A 16,649-nucleotide genomic window follows, 5' to 3' on the forward strand; every position below is an offset into this window, starting at 1 on the left:
TTAACTCACAGGACATTTTTGAACCAATTAAATTGATAGGGATTTTGCCCATTTATTGCTATAAAGTCGACTCTTAACGGCGAATTTTGCAATTGATTTAATTGGATGTAGTGCTCAATGGCTCGTCGTAACCTTTGTTGCTTCTGTGTTGTAAAGGCGACATTGGCACCACCATAACGTTGACTTTTACGATATTTCACTTCAATAAATACCCACGTTTTTTTATCTTGCATGATTAGATCAATTTCGCCTAGTTTACACCAAAAATTACACGTTACTGGGGTAAGGCCTTGTGAAATGAGGTATTTTTGCGCTAGCTGTTCGTAATATTGCCCTTTGTCTCGGCTATTTTGAAATACAGTACTAAACCAGTTCATCCTTGCAACCTGCTTGGCCTTTTTTACTAAAGCATAGTCGCAAAAACGAACTGTTATGGTGATATCTGGATGTTTATGGTGCTTCGATGTCGTTCTGCACCGAATTTAAAAGTGGTTCCAACATAAAAAGCGGTGTTGGTTTTTGTTGCACACGTTCAACGGTGATAATGGAGTCTTTTTGATATTGCGCCCACTGCAGTTGGCGCTCAATTGCTCCTGCATCATTGACCGAAAGTCGCCCAGTTAAGCCTTGCACGCCTTTTCCTGGGAGTGCGTTAAGTTGACGTAGTTCAGGAATAAGCTTGACGGCATCATATCCCATTGCAAAAAGTTGTTGTTGTAAATCATTATTATCTTGCCATAGAGAATCGAACTGACTGCGTAATTCTGCTGCGGTATGAGTATTGGGAATCATCCAAGGCATATCGGTAAAATAAAGGCCTTGTAAGTCGCGCTTGTCAGATTTATCTACTTGTGGACTGTGGCTGCGTGACATCGCATAGATAGGTACTTGTTCGGCGAATGTACTAATACTGACATCAAAATAGGGTTTAAGTAATCGGGTTTTGACTGCATCAGCAATGATATAAATCACATCAAAATCGCGGCGAGATCGGGGCTCGCTATGTAATTTTTCTTTAAACATTAAGTTGATGGTACTGATCCTTTGCTGGCTTTTATCTACCTCGAGTAATTGACGCACCTGTTGCTGTAAATCTTTTGTACTGCTGTACAAGGCGACTTCAGGCTTTACTTCGGAATATTGCTGCCATTGATTTTGAAAATATTCAATTAAGCGTGTACCAGAGCGATTTTGCGGCGCTAAAATTAACGGCTTTTTATACGGTTCAGTTAAAAAGTGTTCAATTGCTTGATTGATTTCATGTTCAGGAGAAAGCGCAAAATAAAAGTGTTCGAATGCAGCTTGTGGCTGCTCTGAACTATTTAGAAAAATAACAGGATAGTCTGTTAAGACACCGTCATTTTCCAAACGGCTAATGTTCTCACGAAGTAAAGGTCCAACAATAAAATCAGGCTGTAGTTGTGATAACTGTAATTTTAAATCGTCACTATTTTGTTCTGAGTCAATAAAGTGAACTTCGTTGCCTTGATTAAACGTTGTGGCGGCCAATATTCCGTTACTTATCGCTTCGCTATTACGACGATTTTTTTCATCTTTGAGTGGTAATAGTACAGCTAACTTTTTCACTGCAAAGGGTTCTATTTCTAATAAGTTTTGCATTTTTTCAGGTAAGGCAAAACTAGCTGGATGATGAGGATAGCGTCGTTGCCAATTATTCATTGCACTGTGCAAAGCAATTGGATTGCCAACATAAAGTTGGCTATATAAGGCTAAGTTAACCCAGCCTTGTTGAATGTTGGAGCCTTGTTGCAAAGACTGTAACGTGAATGCTGGTAACTGTGTGATTTGTTGCCACACCAAGCGGTTGAGATCTTGCGCTGGGAGCTGATGTTTTTCTGCGGTTTCAGAGGCGCGAAACAAAAATGGCAATGCTTGTAATGTTAATGCCTGAGCTGCATAAATTTGCCCAGATATATATTGATGCCAATAAAAATGCACCGGACTTGTCATTTTATCTTGTTGCTCATCAAGTAAACTCAGCGCACTTGCATATTGACGCTGTTTAAATTGCGCTAATGCTAAATAAAGGGTGTTTTGGGTGCGGTCAACACCTTGGCTTTTAATCAGTTCGTTGCTAATGATTTCAAGCAATGACCATTTTTGTTCATCAATTGCTTTATCTCTGGCGGCATATAAAAGCTGAATTTTATCTACGCCACGTTTTAATCGGGTGCTTTCGTAAAGAGCTTGAGCATCAAATTGTTTATTTGCGACTTTATTTGTTGGTTTTTCTACCGTTTGTGGGGCAATTGCTGTTTTGTCGGTTGTACTACATGCCGATAACAAGGAAAATAACAAAATGAAGCTAGAATGTTTAAGTCGCACAGAATTTTCTCAACTAGTAACGCGATATGTGTATATTACTGACTGATGTAGGAGACCTCAATGTTAAATGGGGATAAATCGAACAAAATTGGTACCTTGTATGTGGTAGCAACCCCGATAGGTAATTTAGATGATATTAGTCAGCGCGCTATTGCAACGCTTTCAAGTGTTGATTTAATTGCAGCCGAAGATACTCGCCATACTGGAAAGTTGCTAAGCCATTTATCGATCAAGGCTAAAACCTTTGCTTTGCACGACCATAATGAAAAGCAAAAAGCGCAACAAATCGTAAATTGGTTAAATGAAGGGTTGGATGTCGCATTGGTCTCGGATGCAGGCACACCTTTAATTAGTGATCCTGGTTATTCAGTGGTGAGTTTATGCCGTGAGCAAGGTGCAAAAGTAACTCCTGTTCCGGGCGCATGTGCCGCGATTGCAGCTGTTAGTTGCTCAGGACTGCCAACCGATCGCTTTCAATTTTTAGGTTTTAGCCCTGCTAAAAGTAAAGCCAGACAAGACTTTTTCTTATCTGCTTATGAAAGCGGTATGACGAGTATTATTTACGAAAGTACCCATCGTATTATGGCAAGCCTTGACGATATTGAACATGTATTAGGCGCGCAGCAGCAAGTGGTGCTCGCTAAAGAGTTAACAAAAACCTTCGAAACATTTTTTAGTGGTACTGTCGTTGAACTTAGAGAGTTTCTTACCGAAGATCCAACTCGTCAGCGTGGTGAAATTGTACTGATGCTGCCAGGTAAAGAAAAACAACCTGAAGAAATTCCTGCAGATGCACGCCGAATGTTAAGCTTGCTTGAAGCTGAAATGCCGATGAAAAAAGCCTGTGGGATCGTAGCTGACTATTTTGGCATTAAAAAGAATGCACTTTATAAAGCAGTGCTTGCCGATAAAGACGAAGAGTAAACGCCTTCAAGGCAACAAATAAAGCTGTAAGTTAATGCTTATTTGCGTATAATGCCGCCCGAGTTGGCCGAGATAATCGCTGCCTGTGACGAAAATGATCAGGGGGAGGAAAGTCCGGGCTCCACAGGGCAGGGTGCCAGTTAACGACTGGGGGGCGCGAGCCTACGACAAGTGCAACAGAGAGCAAACCGCCGATGGCCTTCTTGTAAGGATCAGGTAAGGGTGAAAGGGTGCGGTAAGAGCGCACCGCGCGGCTGGTAACAGTCCGTGGCACGGTAAACTCCACCCGGAGCAAGACCAAATAGGGTTCTATCATTTTAAATAATGAACGCGTGGCCCACGTGAGAACCGGGTAGGTTGCTTGAGCCTAAGAGCGATTTTAGGCCTAGACGAATGATTATCACTTTCTTCGGAAAGCACAGAACCCGGCTTATTGGCCGACTCACCAATTTTAGAAACCGCTTGTTTAATCGCATATTAAACAAGCGGTTATCTGAATTTCCGTTTTTATTCCCCGTTATTATACTCAAAATTATCTTGCTGATTTGGATCTTCCAGCATCATTTTTAACTATTATTTTACTTAAATAAAACAAGCATATTTTTTAGACTAGTCATGTTTTAATTACGCTAGTGATTTTAAAATATTGCGAATGATGTTCATGTTACTTCAAGCATGAGGGTAAATTTGTTTAATTACCTGCGCGGTATCAATGCGAGAGGCTATCGTATTTCTTCCTTGTTTCTTGGCTTGATACAAGTGGTAATCGGCATCTTCAACTAAAGAGCGTTGTTGTTGTTTGCTAACTGTGCTGGTCGAAACACCTAAGCTGATAGTGATAAATTTATGTTCTGATCCACAGTGTTCAATAGATAGGTCATAGATCGCCTGATTGATTTGAGCTGCAACCTTGAGCGCGCCATGTAAATCGGTATTTGGCAATAAGACTACAAATTCCTCACCGCCATATCGGGCCACAAAGTCAATTGGACGTTTTAGGGTATTTTTTATTGTTTTAGCGACTTCTTTTAGTATGTGATCGCCCTGAACATGACCATAGCAATCGTTAAAACGTTTAAAATGATCTATATCGATAAGAATTAGCGCATTATCTATGTGTTCTCTAATTGCATTATTTTCTATCTTTATTAAATGGTTATCAAAATACCTTCGATTATATATAGAAGTTAAACCGTCAACATAAACGAGCTGTAAAAGCATATCGCGTTGTAATTTAATGGTTAAATGAGCTTTGACTCGATTTTTAACTGTCATTGGATTAATTGGCTTGGCGATTAGGTCAATTCCACCGCACTGCCAGCATTCATTTTCATCTTCTTGTTTTGTAAATGTAGTGACGAAAATTACCGGTATTTCGGAAGTTATCATATTACTTTTTAATAGCTTACATGTTTCAATACCACTCATATTGGGCATTTCAACATCAAGTAAAATTAAATCAGGGGTGTTTAATTCGCATACTTCTAAAGCTTCTTCGCCGCTTGTGGCTGCAAGTACGGTGTATTGGCCAGATAAAATATCGTAAATTTGCTGAATATGAATTGGTTGATCATCAACAACAAGAACTTTAGAACGGCTCAGATCGATATCAGCATTGTCATTGAGTTGGAAAATAGGCATTAATGTAGTCCTTTAATTAATATCCTTAACTGCTCTAATATTATCTTAGCCTCTTTAAATTTTAACTTATTTAAGTTAGTAGCTAATTCATCGCACAATTCATTCGAAACGGCACGTAATGGAGTTGAGATTTTTTGAAAACTATCAATTGCTCTCATATTAAATGTTCTAACCTCTTCAACCAGTAAAGCAAAAGCGTGAGGGTTTATTTTTTGCTCAGTTACATGGTTAACTATAGCTTGTTTAATGCTATTAGGATCAAGAAGCTGCAAAAGTGTGGGAATAGCTTGGAGTGCTTGTTCATTGAGCGATTTAAAAGTATGTAATTGCTGTGATACTAGCAGCTGATCGGGCTCGTCCTCACCGTTTAGCTGATTTTCTATCTCTTTAGCAAAGGCGCCTAAATCAGTAAAGCCTAGTGACTCTGCAGTACTTTTTAAAGTATGAAAAATAAGTTTTATTTCCTTGTGGGATAACTGCTCAGTTGGTTGATTTAAAACTGTTTTATAATGAGTTAAGTCATCTAGAAATAATGAGATTGTTTTAATATAGAGTGGGATTGAAAAGTTAAATAAATAGAGGCTTTGTTTAATGTTGATGGCATTTTTTTGACAAAATAGCATCACAGATTCATCGATATTATGGTCAATCGTTTTGGCTGCTGCAAGAGGTTCAACTTCTGAGGGGGGTAAGGTTGCAGCTACGATATGTTGGATGAGCTCTTCAAGCTGAAAAGGTTTGGCAATATGGCCATTCATTCCAGAAGCTAAGCATTTCTTTTTATCATTTTCCATCACATTTGCAGTAATAGCTAAAATAGGCAAATTACCATATTTGGTATTAGCCCTAATGAGCTGAGTTGTCTCATAGCCATCAATATCAGGCATTTGAATATCCATTAAAATTAAGTCAAAAGGTAACAAGCTATTATCTAATTCCGTTAAGGCTTGGCGCCCACCATTAGCAATAACAGTATTTGCGCCTTGACTATCTAATAACGTTTTTGCAATGAGTTGATTTGTTGGATTGTCTTCAACCAGCAAAATTCGTTTATTCAATAATGGCTGTTGATGTGAGATAAGTTTTGTCTTTAAACTTGTATGCTGTGCGGCGGCAATTGCATCAGATATGGCATCAAGTAACATGACTCTAGTTACTGGCTTAGATAGAAACCCATTTAATAATTGATTAGACTGATTGTTTTTTTGTGCAAGTAGTTGTCTTCCATGAGCTGAAACCATAATCAGTAACGGGAGATATTCATCTGTGGTGCATTGCCTAATTTGTTCTGCGAGTTGCCAGCCATCAATATCAGGCATTTTCCAATCTAATAGTACTAAATCAAATATCGGTTTTTTGGCGAGAGCCGCTTTAAATAGCGCTAATCCTTTTTCTGGGCTTTGTGCCAATGTGGCATTGCAGCCTAACAAATGAACGGTATTGGCCAATATATTGAGTGATGTGGGATTGTCATCAACAATAAGAATATTTAATAGATGTGGATTAGTCAGCTTAGTAGGTACGTAGGATTTTGCTGGTTGCATTAAAACGGAGCAACTAAATGTCGATCCCGCATCTAATTGACTGCAAACCTTAATTGACCCTCCCATCAACTTCACTAACTGAGAAGCTATGGTTAAACCTATGCCTAAACCGCCATATTGTCGGGTATTTGAATTATCAACTTGAGTAAATAAATCAAAAATTTGCTCTAATTTGTCTTGGTTTACGCCGATACCAGTATCTGAGATAGCAATATTAAGCCAAAAACTATTTCGATTGCTAATAGTCACAGAAAAACTTAGTACGACCTCACCTTTTAAGCTGAATTTTACGGCATTACTGGCGATATTCCACAGTATTTGCTTTAGCTTATTCGCATCACCGTGCATCGCTAAAGGGAGGTCTTCGGTTAGTGAAAAGTGTATTTCAATTGGCTTATCATCAGCAAGGGTATTGAGTTGTGTGCCAATTGTATTGAGTAACTCGTCTAAATTGAAATCTTGCTCCTCTAAAATTAACTCACCACGTTCAACTGAGGTTAAATCCATAATATCGTTAATTGTTTGATTTAAACCTATCACCTCGGCTTTAGCTGAGTCTAAAGTGCTCAATTGTTCTTGGGTTAATTTACTGAGTTCTAATATTTGTAGTAAACCATTAATCGCGTTTAGTGGCGTGCGAAGTTCATGACTCATATTGGCGATAAAATCGGTTTTTATTTTACTTGCTGCATCGGCTTGATGAAGTGCTAGTTTCAATTCTGCTTCTTCTTTTAAACGTTCAGTAATATTTTTTGCTGCAAAATAAATAATAGTCTTTTTATCAATCGTTAAAACACTGGCTGAAATAAGCATAGGAATTGTGGTGCCGGTCGCTTTTAAAAAATTTCTTTCGCAGCTTAAACGTTGAGTTTTAATGATTTTCTGTTTCAGGTGAGCCCAATTTTCACCTTGTTCAAATTTTAAAAGAGTATGAATATTTTGCTGATTGAAGTTATTTTGAGTGTATTCAAGGAGTACGCAAGCATAAGGATTCGAATGTAAAAGATGACCTGACTCATCGAGCCAAAGCAGCATATCTTGAGAGTTATCAAGCGCAGCGTTGACGAGTGAAATATGATGTTCTAGTGATTTTTTCTCGGTCAGGTTATCTGCAACAATAAGGTATCCTGAAAGCTCAGAGTGTTCATCTAATATATCAGATATGGTTATACTAACAGGAATATCGAGTCCATCTTTTGTCTGAAAGAAACATAATGAGGGGCATGTTGAGTCTGTTGTTTTATCCACCCAAAGCTTGAATGTATCTTGTTTTAACGTACTTTTATCGCTTGAAATTAATGACATTATATTTTTTTTCGCAATCACTTGTGCTTCTTCAAAGCCAAGTAGCAGTGCAGCACTTTGAGTAAATAAAGTGATTACTCCTTCTTTATCGGTCGCAATAATGGCATTTTGACTACTATTTAATACGCTTTTTTGGAAATTTGATTTTTGTTCAAGTAGCTGGGTTTGCTCTGTTACTTTGCTTTCAAGTTGTTTATTGTGATTTTCCAGTTGTGTCTGGAGCGTTTTTATTGCTGTAATATCTGAAATACTAATTGTTGCACCAATAAATGTACCCGCCCGTACCATAGGAATAAAGTTTAGAAGTAAAAATTTATCTGATGTGCTTTCGATACCCATATGGCTAAAAGCCATGTTGGTGATCTGCTCCCCCCGTGCCACTTGTTTGTAAATAGCTATTAACTTATCGTGATTGATAAATAAACTTAACCAATTGATTAAAGGTTTGTGTTGAGCATTTTTTTGTGTGAATTGGAATAAATGATCGGCTGAAGCATTCCAGTGCAAAATCGCAAAATAGGCATCTACGCCAATAATGGATTCGGAAGCGTTTTTCACGACAGTTTCATAACTTAGTTTTTGTTTAATAATTTCAATTCGTCTAGCGATGAGTTGGGTAAGAAAAAACACAAAAACTAAAGCTATAAAGGTCAAAGCAATAATTTGAAAATAAACTTGAGTCGGATCTCGATAGTTGAGGGAATGAATAAAATCATTGGTAGGCGTGATGCTAATATTCCATTGGCGACCGTAAATCGAGTTTGTTTTACTGATTTTGAATGCACTCTTCGTTGTTGTATCTATATCCCCGGCATAAAACAATGTACTTTCATTAAGATAACTATCGGCGATTTCAATTTTAAAATGAACGTTGTTATCAGCAACAACATCTAAAATTTCATTTATAAGCAAAGGGCTAAATACCCAGCCGAGTAAAGTGTGCTGATCATTATTGGAAAATATCGGTAGCAATAATAAAAATCCATGGAGTTTTTGCTCATCGGCTTGCATCAAGGTAATGGGGCCTGTTAGCTGGGCAAATCCTGATGCTGCTGAGGTTATTGCGGCGAACCGACGGTTACTTTCAGAGCCAATATCAAGTCCAATAGCTTGTAAATTAAACTCCTCGGGTTCTATGTATTGAATGATAAATAGGAGGTCTTGTGGTGAATCGAGCTGCTTTAGCTCAAACGGCTTGCTACGTTCGGCATTGGCTTGAGCTAAAAATTCAGGTAGCTGTTTTTTTGATATTTTTTTTATGACACCAAACCCCCGAGCACCAGGAAACTCTTTGTGATAATCACGACTTTTAAAGTAGGTTAAGTGGTTTTGATATTTAAAATCACTAAAACCTACCGTTTGAACAGCCGCCCGAAGTGCTTGTAAGCCATACTCATAGCGATGAATAGCATCTTGTACATTAATGCTTATTTTGTTTAATTCGAGCGCTATTTTTTGTTCTAGATCTAGTTTGTTTTCATTTTTTATTTTCTGACAGTAATAATTTGCACTCAATATGCCTATGATTAAAGTAATAGAACAAAAAAGTAAAAACCATTTACTCGTTTTAGATAATGCTATTTTAAAATTTACTCCAAACATTGCTAAATCCTTTTGAATCAATCAGGAGCTATTTAACAACTTAAAGCATAGTAACTTTTGCTATAAAGCTATTATTATTTTATTTATAAGCTAATCTTTTCATTTGAAAAATATAAAAATATTGATTCAGAGTCAGTAAAAATGGCATTAAATCGGATGAATAATAAATCGTTAGTTAAGCTGCTAAAAATAGTCGTATTTTAGTTATACCTCGATGATTTAGTGTGAAATTACATTATAAAAAATGCAGCTTTACTTTAGATATCACCATAAATTAAGACTTGTTTTCTTGTTCTATTTTTATCAAAGATTGGATCGTAAGTGTTTTTCGCTGTTTAAAACTCAACGATGAGTTGGCTTATTAAGGAATTTAGATAGTAATGGATTTGAGAAACACATTGGTTTTTCGAAATAATCGCTGGTTACCCTTTATAGGTGTGGCTGTAACCTTGTTTTTATGTCTAAGTATTTACTTTATTTATAGTTCTTACGCAAAAGAAAGCATTGCCGAGCAGCATCGAAAATCATTAAAGCAACTTACAGACAAAACATTATTAACCTTAGAAGAAAGCTTCGCTACAAGCCGCAATAAAGTACAATTCTTACATTCAACGCCACCAGTTTCAGGAATTGGTCGTGCTTTTCTTCATGATGGTGTAGACCCTTATGATGATACTACGTTGCAGCAATGGAATAAGCGATTACAAATAATCTTCGCTGCATTTATCGAGACGAACCCGGAGATTCGGCAAATCCGTTATATTACGCACAACAACGGGGGGAAAGAATTGGTTCGCGTAGAACGTCGTAATGGTCAGGTCGTTATTACACCAGAGGAATTATTACAGCAAAAAGGACAAACAGATTATTACCAAGAGATTGAAAAGTTACATCCCAATGAGAGTTATCTTTCAGATATTTCTCTAAATCGTGAATATGGTGTAATTGAAAATCCTATTTGGCCGACTTATCGAGTTGCAAAACCTATTTTTGATGAGAATTATAAGTTCTTTGGCTTCGTTATTATTAATGTTGATGCAACACAGTTATTAAGTAACTTACAGCAACAGTTTCAGTATTCAGCATTTGAGTTATACATTTTAAATACTGAAGGTTTTTTTATTTCAGCAGCTAAACCTTCGCTTAATTTTGGTTTTGATTTAGACAAACCGGATGCAACTTGGCAGCAAATTTCAGGCAATAGCGCCATTCCGCAATATGATCAAATTTTAGCGTTGAAATTTTTGCAACAAGATTATTGGATGGTAGGCAGTAAAGCGTTGTTATCCACCCGTGGAAATCGCTATCTAAACTTAGTGGGTGCACTTTCAAGTCAGCAAGTTGAGGTTATTTGGCATCATCAACGTAGTGCTGTTATCGCTTTGATGGTGGTGATATTTCTTATTTTCAATATTCTAATTTTTGTCTATCAAAAATACTTAAATAAATTTTTATCCTTGTACGACAAGCAATCGCGTTATGAAGCAATTGTTGCTGGCTCTTCTGATGCAATTATAAATGTAGATAAAAGTGGTACAATTCTAAGTTGGAACGACTCAGCGGCTTATTTTTTTGATCTGAGAGAAAACCAAGCGCAAGTTCGAAAAATCAGTAACATTGTTTTTAGTCATGAAACAAATGCGCTAGATACTGATGTTTTGACAAGTGTGATTGAACAAAAAAAACCACAGGTGTTTGAGGTTGAAGGCATTAGCAATGCGGGAGAAAAAAGAATCCTTAGCATTAGTTTATCGCCAGTGATTTCGCAAAGCACCGTCATCGCCCCTTCGGTTGCAGCTCTTATTCGTGACATCACAGCCTCACGAATGAATGAAATTAAAATTCAAAGTATGAATCAATCTTTAGAGTTACAGGTGGCTGAACGAACTCAAGAATTGAAACACGCAACAGAATTAGCCATTGCAGCAAATCAGTCTAAAAGCGCATTTGTTGCCAATATCAGTCATGAAATTAGAACTCCACTAAATGGAATTGCAGGGATGATGGAGCTCCTGCAGCGCGAAGATTTATCTGATAAACAGCTTAATTACCTGAAAATGGCTAAATCGAGTGTATCCACATTAACAGTACTTATTAATGATTTACTCGACTTATCAAAAATTGAATCTGGCAAGCTAGATATTGAATTAGTTCAGTTCAACTTGATAGAAACCATGAGCTCTGTAATTAATTCCATGGCTTTGCGCTGTGATGAAAAAGGGCTCGAGTTACTTTTCGATTGGACGCAAATTCAGCATGAAGAACTAATCAGCGATGCTTATCGCATTAAGCAAGTATTAGTTAATCTAATTGGCAACGCGATTAAGTTTACTGCCCAAGGACAAATCGTGGTTAGCGCAAAAACCTATGCAGCAGCACAAGAGCAAATTTGGTTAGAAGTTGTAATTACTGATACCGGTATTGGTCTTACCCCAGAACAACAAGCAAAATTATTTAGACCATTTACTCAGGCGCACGCCAACATAGCTAAGAATTTTGGTGGCACAGGATTGGGGTTATCTATTTCTCAACAATTAGTGCAATTATTAGGGGGCGAAATTACGATACACAGTGTGGTAGAGCAAGGAAGTACTTTTACATTTACTGTTTGCACTGAGCGCATCAAAATTGAAGAGCCGAAGTTTAGAGTTCCCCTATTTTTGGGACGAAAAATATATATCGTAAGTGATAAAGTAAAATCAGCTGAGATTTTGCTGCGACAATTTCAGTTGTGGCAAGCTGAAGTTCATCTTTTTGATAATCATGAAGATTTAAAAGAGAATCTTAATGGTACTTTGGCTGATTTAATCTTGATTGATGAAGAGCTGGCAGATAAAACTTTATGTAGTTGGCTTCAAAGCAATTTAATTAGTGAAAAAACAAAGTTGATAATTATGGAGCGTGCAATTGCAAAAAATAGCTCCACAATAAACGACACACACTGCGGCTACATTAGTAAACCAATCTTACCAGAGCAACTTTTATACACTTACAATAAGCTCACTGAAACTCGAGTTCACCCCAATAATGTAGAGCGAAGAGATGATTTTCCATTGCTTAGCCGACAATACCGTGTACTGATTGTTGATGATAATGAGATTAATCGAGTAGTTTCATCTGCATTACTTGAACAAATGCCACTGGAGCTAGTTGTGGCAGAAAATGGTCAAATCGCATTGGATTTATTACAAGATACTGAGCACCGAAAATTTGATCTTATTTTAATGGATTGTCAAATGCCTATTCTTGATGGGTTTGAAGCCACTAAATTAATACGCCGAGGATTTGTAGGCAAGCACTACCAAGATGTGATTATTATCGCAATGACCGCCGGTGCAATGTCAGGCGACAAAGATGCATGTATTCAGGCAGGTATGGACGACTTTATTGCCAAACCGATAGACCCAGGCGCTTTCATAAACAAGGTGTTGGCTTGGTTAGAGAAATCAAAAGCATATGACTAGGTAAAAATATGTTTATTTACGGCTTAAATTGAGCCAAATATTTGGGCCACAACGTTCAGTGAATTATTAATTTGCTATTAGGTTAGGGAATAAATAATTAGCCCTAACCTTATGTTTAACTATTAGTTTAGATGAGGACCCTTACCGTAACGGCGAGTAACGCGATGCCAGTTATTTTATCAATGATGTGACTATTTTGTCTCAGTGAAGTTAACAAACCCGATCGAGATAGTACTACTGCAATTAAACAATACCAAAAGGTATCAATCGCACTAACTGTTCCTACCATAATCAGTTTTTGCTGCCAGCCAGCATTAAGATCTATAAATTGACTAAATAAAGCCAAGAAGAACAATGCTATTTTTGGGTTTAAAAATGCAATTAAAAATCCTTCACGGCCACTTTGCCAAAGTGTTACAGGTATCAGTCTTTGTTCTTGAGTCGTATTCTGAGCTTGTGCTGTTAAAGCTTTAAATGCCAGAAATAACAAAAAGGCAGCGCCTGCATATTTTATTAGATTAAATAACCATGGCGTATTTGTAATAATAATTGCCATACCAAGTACCGTTAACAAGGCATAAACAGCGATTGCAAGACCATGAGTAATGCTCGCGCAAAGACCATTGGCTCTACCACCATTAATGGTATGTTTTAAGATCACCGCCAAACTAGGACCTGGTGTAATAGCACCCAAAATGCAAATAGATACAAGTGATAGCCATGCGGTTAATTCCATATTGAGCCTCTAAACATAATTTAAATGATTTTAAAAAGTGATTGGCTGCGGGCTTGCTAAGAGTAAGCCTTGCCAGATTGAATTTAGTCGAGCGTACTATAGCGTATTTTCGTAGTTCGAAAAGAGGCTTTTAAGATAAAAGCCAGTAGCCCTTCAGTAGGGCTACTAGAGATTTAATTGTTAATTAGTACGTTGAACTACAATAAATCGCCTTTATTTCAATGGTTTTTTCACCTGTTTCGCTTGATTGTAAAAAGCATGTTTTGCCATCAGTAACAAGCGATAGTTTAAGTACATTACCAAACTCTCGACCCATGATAGGTAAACCTCTTTCATCTTTTAACATCGAAGGTTCTACTAAGATATCGCTGGTTTGGCTAAATGCATTGTCAGCAATTTTAATCTCACGATTCAATAGATTCTTAATTGCTTGTTGTATTTGTGCTTTGTTTGCTGGGCTGACATTAGTCACCACCGCTGGGACCATTTGTGCTTGCGTTTGCTGACACCCGACAGCAAATAGCATTACACTTAAGGCTAAAAACCACCGCGATTTATGTGTGATTGTCATCATTTATTTTCCTGCTTCATTACTGGTGTATTAATTTTGTTTTCGAGTAAAAATGACTGGTAACGAATATCAAATACATTTTGCACATCAAGTGGTGCGGCAGGTTTTGGTGCTGCTTGAAATTGAGCATTATTAACAGGGCAACTACCAGTCTCTATGTAAGTTAGCGCGCCATTTAGCAAGCCTTCAGTAGGATCGCCCAGTAATTTGCTAAAGTCATCGTTAATCGCGCAGCCTTTAATTTCATCTTCAAATGCAGGGCTGGTTTTTGGTTTAAAACCATCGGCATAATCGCCAAAACCTTTATCGTTTATGCCTGAAAATTGAATAGTAAAATACGTCGTTGAACAGTTATCGGTTGGATAAAAACCATAGGGTTTACCACAGGTTTGCCCTCCTATTTGAATGACTTCTACATCAATGCCACGCAACCCATTAATAAAGGCTTCACTGGCTGAGCAGGTATTAGCCGTTGTGAGCACAAATACCCGCGAAAGCGCTAAAGTAGGTAAATCAGTATTAGTTGCTTTACCGGCTACATAATCAATTTTAAAGTCATAAAAAGGAGTTGCTTGCAGTGCCTTACCCGAAATTGGATTAATGGTTGGGTATTTATCATTAAAAAGTGTTTTTTCAAAGACTCTGTTTTGGGTTGTATTATCACCTGCCACCATAAAAGCTAATTGTGATGCCATTGCGAGTAATCCGCCGCCGTTATAGCGCAAATCGACTACAAGCTCTGATACGTTTGCATCCGCAAATAAATTAACTGCATCAATCAACCCATTTTGCGCTTTGGCGATATGTGAATTAAATTGCACGTATCCGACTTTGCCTTTGGCAGTTTCAATGACTTTGGCATTTTGTACAGGGCTTGAGTCTACATCTGCGGCAACTAAACTGAATTGCTCGCTTTGCCCTGTGCGGTTAGTAAATGTCAGTTGATGAGTTTCACCCGCAGCACTAGCAAACAACGCTTTGTTGAGTTTATCAACACCACTTGAAGTACTATCATAAATAAAATCAACCCCATCAACCTGTGTTAACTTATAACCTCGTTCAATACCGCCAATTGCTGCAGGTGAATTAGGCTCAACATAAGCTACTTTAAAGTCACGAGGTGGTGATGTGTTAGTTACTGACCATTCAATACCATAACCAGAAACGACACCTGATTGGGTTTCTTTTTTATAGTCAGCAGTATCTCTGGCAAAATGAAATTGATCTTTTTTAGCACCTGATGCGGTTGTTGCTTTCGTTTTTAGTTGATCAAAATATTGGGCGACAGTGAAATTAGCCGGATCATTATCGGGTAATTCGCGGTACCATAAATACGTATCGTTGCTCCAGCTGCGTAACCACATTTTCTCATGTTGCTGACTGCCAGATTTATCTGGGTAAGGCTGGTTTTGATTATACGGATCGTTTCCTGTGCGTGGGTTTTGACAAAAGTGGGCAAAGTTAGTTGCTGCTTGAAAGCTTCCAGGAGTCCAAGCAATCGAATTGCTTGCGGGAGGTTGAGTATTATTTGTACCGTTATTGCCACCTCCACCACAGCCTACTAATACCAATGCTGTAGTCGAAAGTAAAAGAGTGGCGGCTGTTTTATTGTTTATTAACATAATAACCCCTAAGTTTTGTTGTTATTTTGAAAACATAGCAAATTGGCTTAAATCGAGCAATTAACAGTTGATGGCATTTTGTATTAAATAAGTCGTAGCGTAATCACGCTAAGCCCAAGATCTAAAAGCGTATATTCACTTTCATTTACATTTATTTAAAGTAAAGCACTTTAAAGTTAAAAACTAGGTGCGATAAATCCAGTCCTTCGAATAAAAAAACGTCAAAAGCCTTCTTTTTTAGTATCACTCCACTTTTTTCCACTTAATTCATAAGCTTCGCTAGAAGCCTTATTTTTTCTGGCTTAGCAGGGCGATTTTCACTTTTTGATTGCTTGACAAATTGGCTTGTCAAGCCCTAAACTGTACTTTCGTGGTAAGATGTGGGTAAAAGTGGATCTTTTAGGATCGAATAACAACAAATAGGCCAGTTTATGTTCCGTGGTGCGTTTTCAATCAGTCTTGACGATAAAGGGCGCTTGGCCATTCCGACCAAGTACCGCACTTTGTTGCAAGCAGATTGTGAAGGGCAAATGGTTTGCACGGTCGATTTACAGCAGGCTTGTTTATTACTTTACCCATTAAGCGAGTGGCAACTTATTGAAAGTAAATTATTAAAACTTTCAAATATGAATCCACACGAACGCCGAGTGCAGCGAGTGTTATTAGGGAATGCGATGGATTGTCAGGTTGACAAGAATGGCCGCATTTTACTTTCGGCACCGCTACGGGCACACGCAGGCTTAAATAAAAAACTGATGTTAGTGGGTCAATTGAACAAATTTGAAATTTGGGATGAAGATAGCTGGCAACAACAAATGCAGGCAGATATTGCCCAAGAGCAGCAGGGCGATTTTGAATTAACAGAGCGCCTGCAAGACTTCTCTTTTTGATATT

10 protein-coding genes and 1 other RNA gene are annotated in these 16,649 nt (G+C 37.8%); 4 read left to right on the forward strand and 7 right to left on the reverse strand.

Going from position 1 to position 16,649, the window contains the following annotated elements:
* Positions 1–5 precede the first annotated feature (5 nt).
* Both PTUN_RS02360 and PTUN_RS02365 read right to left on the reverse strand, forming a co-directional pair.
* The gene (locus PTUN_RS02360; protein WP_009838086.1) at positions 6–377 is read right to left on the reverse strand and encodes a YraN family protein; all 372 of its coding nucleotides are present in this window, start codon (positions 375–377) and stop codon (positions 6–8) included.
* Positions 378–450: 73 nt separating this feature from the next.
* Positions 451–2,346, reverse strand: a complete 1,896-nt coding sequence (locus PTUN_RS02365; protein ID WP_040643798.1) for a penicillin-binding protein activator — start codon at positions 2,344–2,346, stop codon at positions 451–453.
* A 60-nt stretch (positions 2,347–2,406) separates the two neighbouring features.
* On the opposite strand from PTUN_RS02365, the gene rsmI reads away from it, so the two are divergent.
* Positions 2,407–3,270 carry a 16S rRNA (cytidine(1402)-2'-O)-methyltransferase gene (rsmI, locus tag PTUN_RS02370; RefSeq protein WP_009838088.1) on the forward strand — a complete coding sequence of 288 codons (864 nt, stop codon included), beginning with the start codon at positions 2,407–2,409 and terminating at the stop codon, positions 3,268–3,270.
* A 59-nt stretch (positions 3,271–3,329) separates the two neighbouring features.
* Positions 3,330–3,719: RNase P RNA component class A (gene rnpB, locus PTUN_RS02375), an RNA gene on the forward strand.
* 220 nt (positions 3,720–3,939) lie between these two features.
* Here rnpB and PTUN_RS02380 read toward each other — a convergent pair.
* Together PTUN_RS02380 and PTUN_RS02385 are read right to left on the reverse strand one after the other, a co-directional pair.
* Positions 3,940–4,911 (reverse strand): diguanylate cyclase, encoded by a 972-nt coding sequence (locus tag PTUN_RS02380; protein WP_009838089.1) that lies wholly within the window; start codon positions 4,909–4,911, stop codon positions 3,940–3,942.
* Positions 4,911–9,362, reverse strand: coding sequence for a response regulator (locus PTUN_RS02385; RefSeq protein ID WP_009838090.1), 4,452 nt, complete (start codon positions 9,360–9,362; stop codon positions 4,911–4,913). Before PTUN_RS02385 ends, PTUN_RS02380 begins: the two co-directional genes overlap by 1 nt.
* 380 nt (positions 9,363–9,742) lie before the next feature.
* Here PTUN_RS02385 and PTUN_RS02390 point away from each other — a divergent pair, with 380 nt between their 5' ends.
* On the forward strand, positions 9,743–12,826 hold the full coding sequence (locus tag PTUN_RS02390; RefSeq protein WP_009838091.1) for an ATP-binding protein: 3,084 nt from the start codon (positions 9,743–9,745) through the stop codon (positions 12,824–12,826).
* Between the two features lie 127 nt (positions 12,827–12,953).
* Here PTUN_RS02390 and PTUN_RS02395 read toward each other — a convergent pair whose 3' ends face one another.
* The 3 genes from PTUN_RS02395 to PTUN_RS02405 all read right to left on the reverse strand — a co-directional run bounded on the left by PTUN_RS02395 (position 12,954) and on the right by PTUN_RS02405 (position 15,755).
* Positions 12,954–13,562, reverse strand: coding sequence for a LysE family translocator (locus tag PTUN_RS02395; RefSeq protein ID WP_009838092.1), 609 nt, complete (start codon positions 13,560–13,562; stop codon positions 12,954–12,956).
* 184 nt (positions 13,563–13,746) lie between these two features.
* Positions 13,747–14,136 (reverse strand): hypothetical protein, encoded by a 390-nt coding sequence (locus PTUN_RS02400; protein ID WP_009838093.1) that lies wholly within the window; start codon positions 14,134–14,136, stop codon positions 13,747–13,749.
* Positions 14,133–15,755 carry a S41 family peptidase gene (locus tag PTUN_RS02405; RefSeq protein ID WP_009838094.1) on the reverse strand — a complete coding sequence of 541 codons (1,623 nt, stop codon included), beginning with the start codon at positions 15,753–15,755 and terminating at the stop codon, positions 14,133–14,135. The genes PTUN_RS02400 and PTUN_RS02405 overlap by 4 nt, the downstream gene beginning before the upstream one ends.
* Before the next feature lie 431 nt (positions 15,756–16,186).
* On the opposite strand from PTUN_RS02405, the gene mraZ reads away from it, so the two are divergent.
* Positions 16,187–16,645 carry a division/cell wall cluster transcriptional repressor MraZ gene (gene mraZ / locus PTUN_RS02410; protein ID WP_009838095.1) on the forward strand — a complete coding sequence of 153 codons (459 nt, stop codon included), beginning with the start codon at positions 16,187–16,189 and terminating at the stop codon, positions 16,643–16,645.
* Positions 16,646–16,649 lie beyond the last annotated feature (4 nt).

Source organism: Pseudoalteromonas tunicata, from assembly GCF_002310815.1.
Taxonomy (GTDB): Bacteria; Pseudomonadota; Gammaproteobacteria; order Enterobacterales; family Alteromonadaceae; genus Pseudoalteromonas; species Pseudoalteromonas tunicata.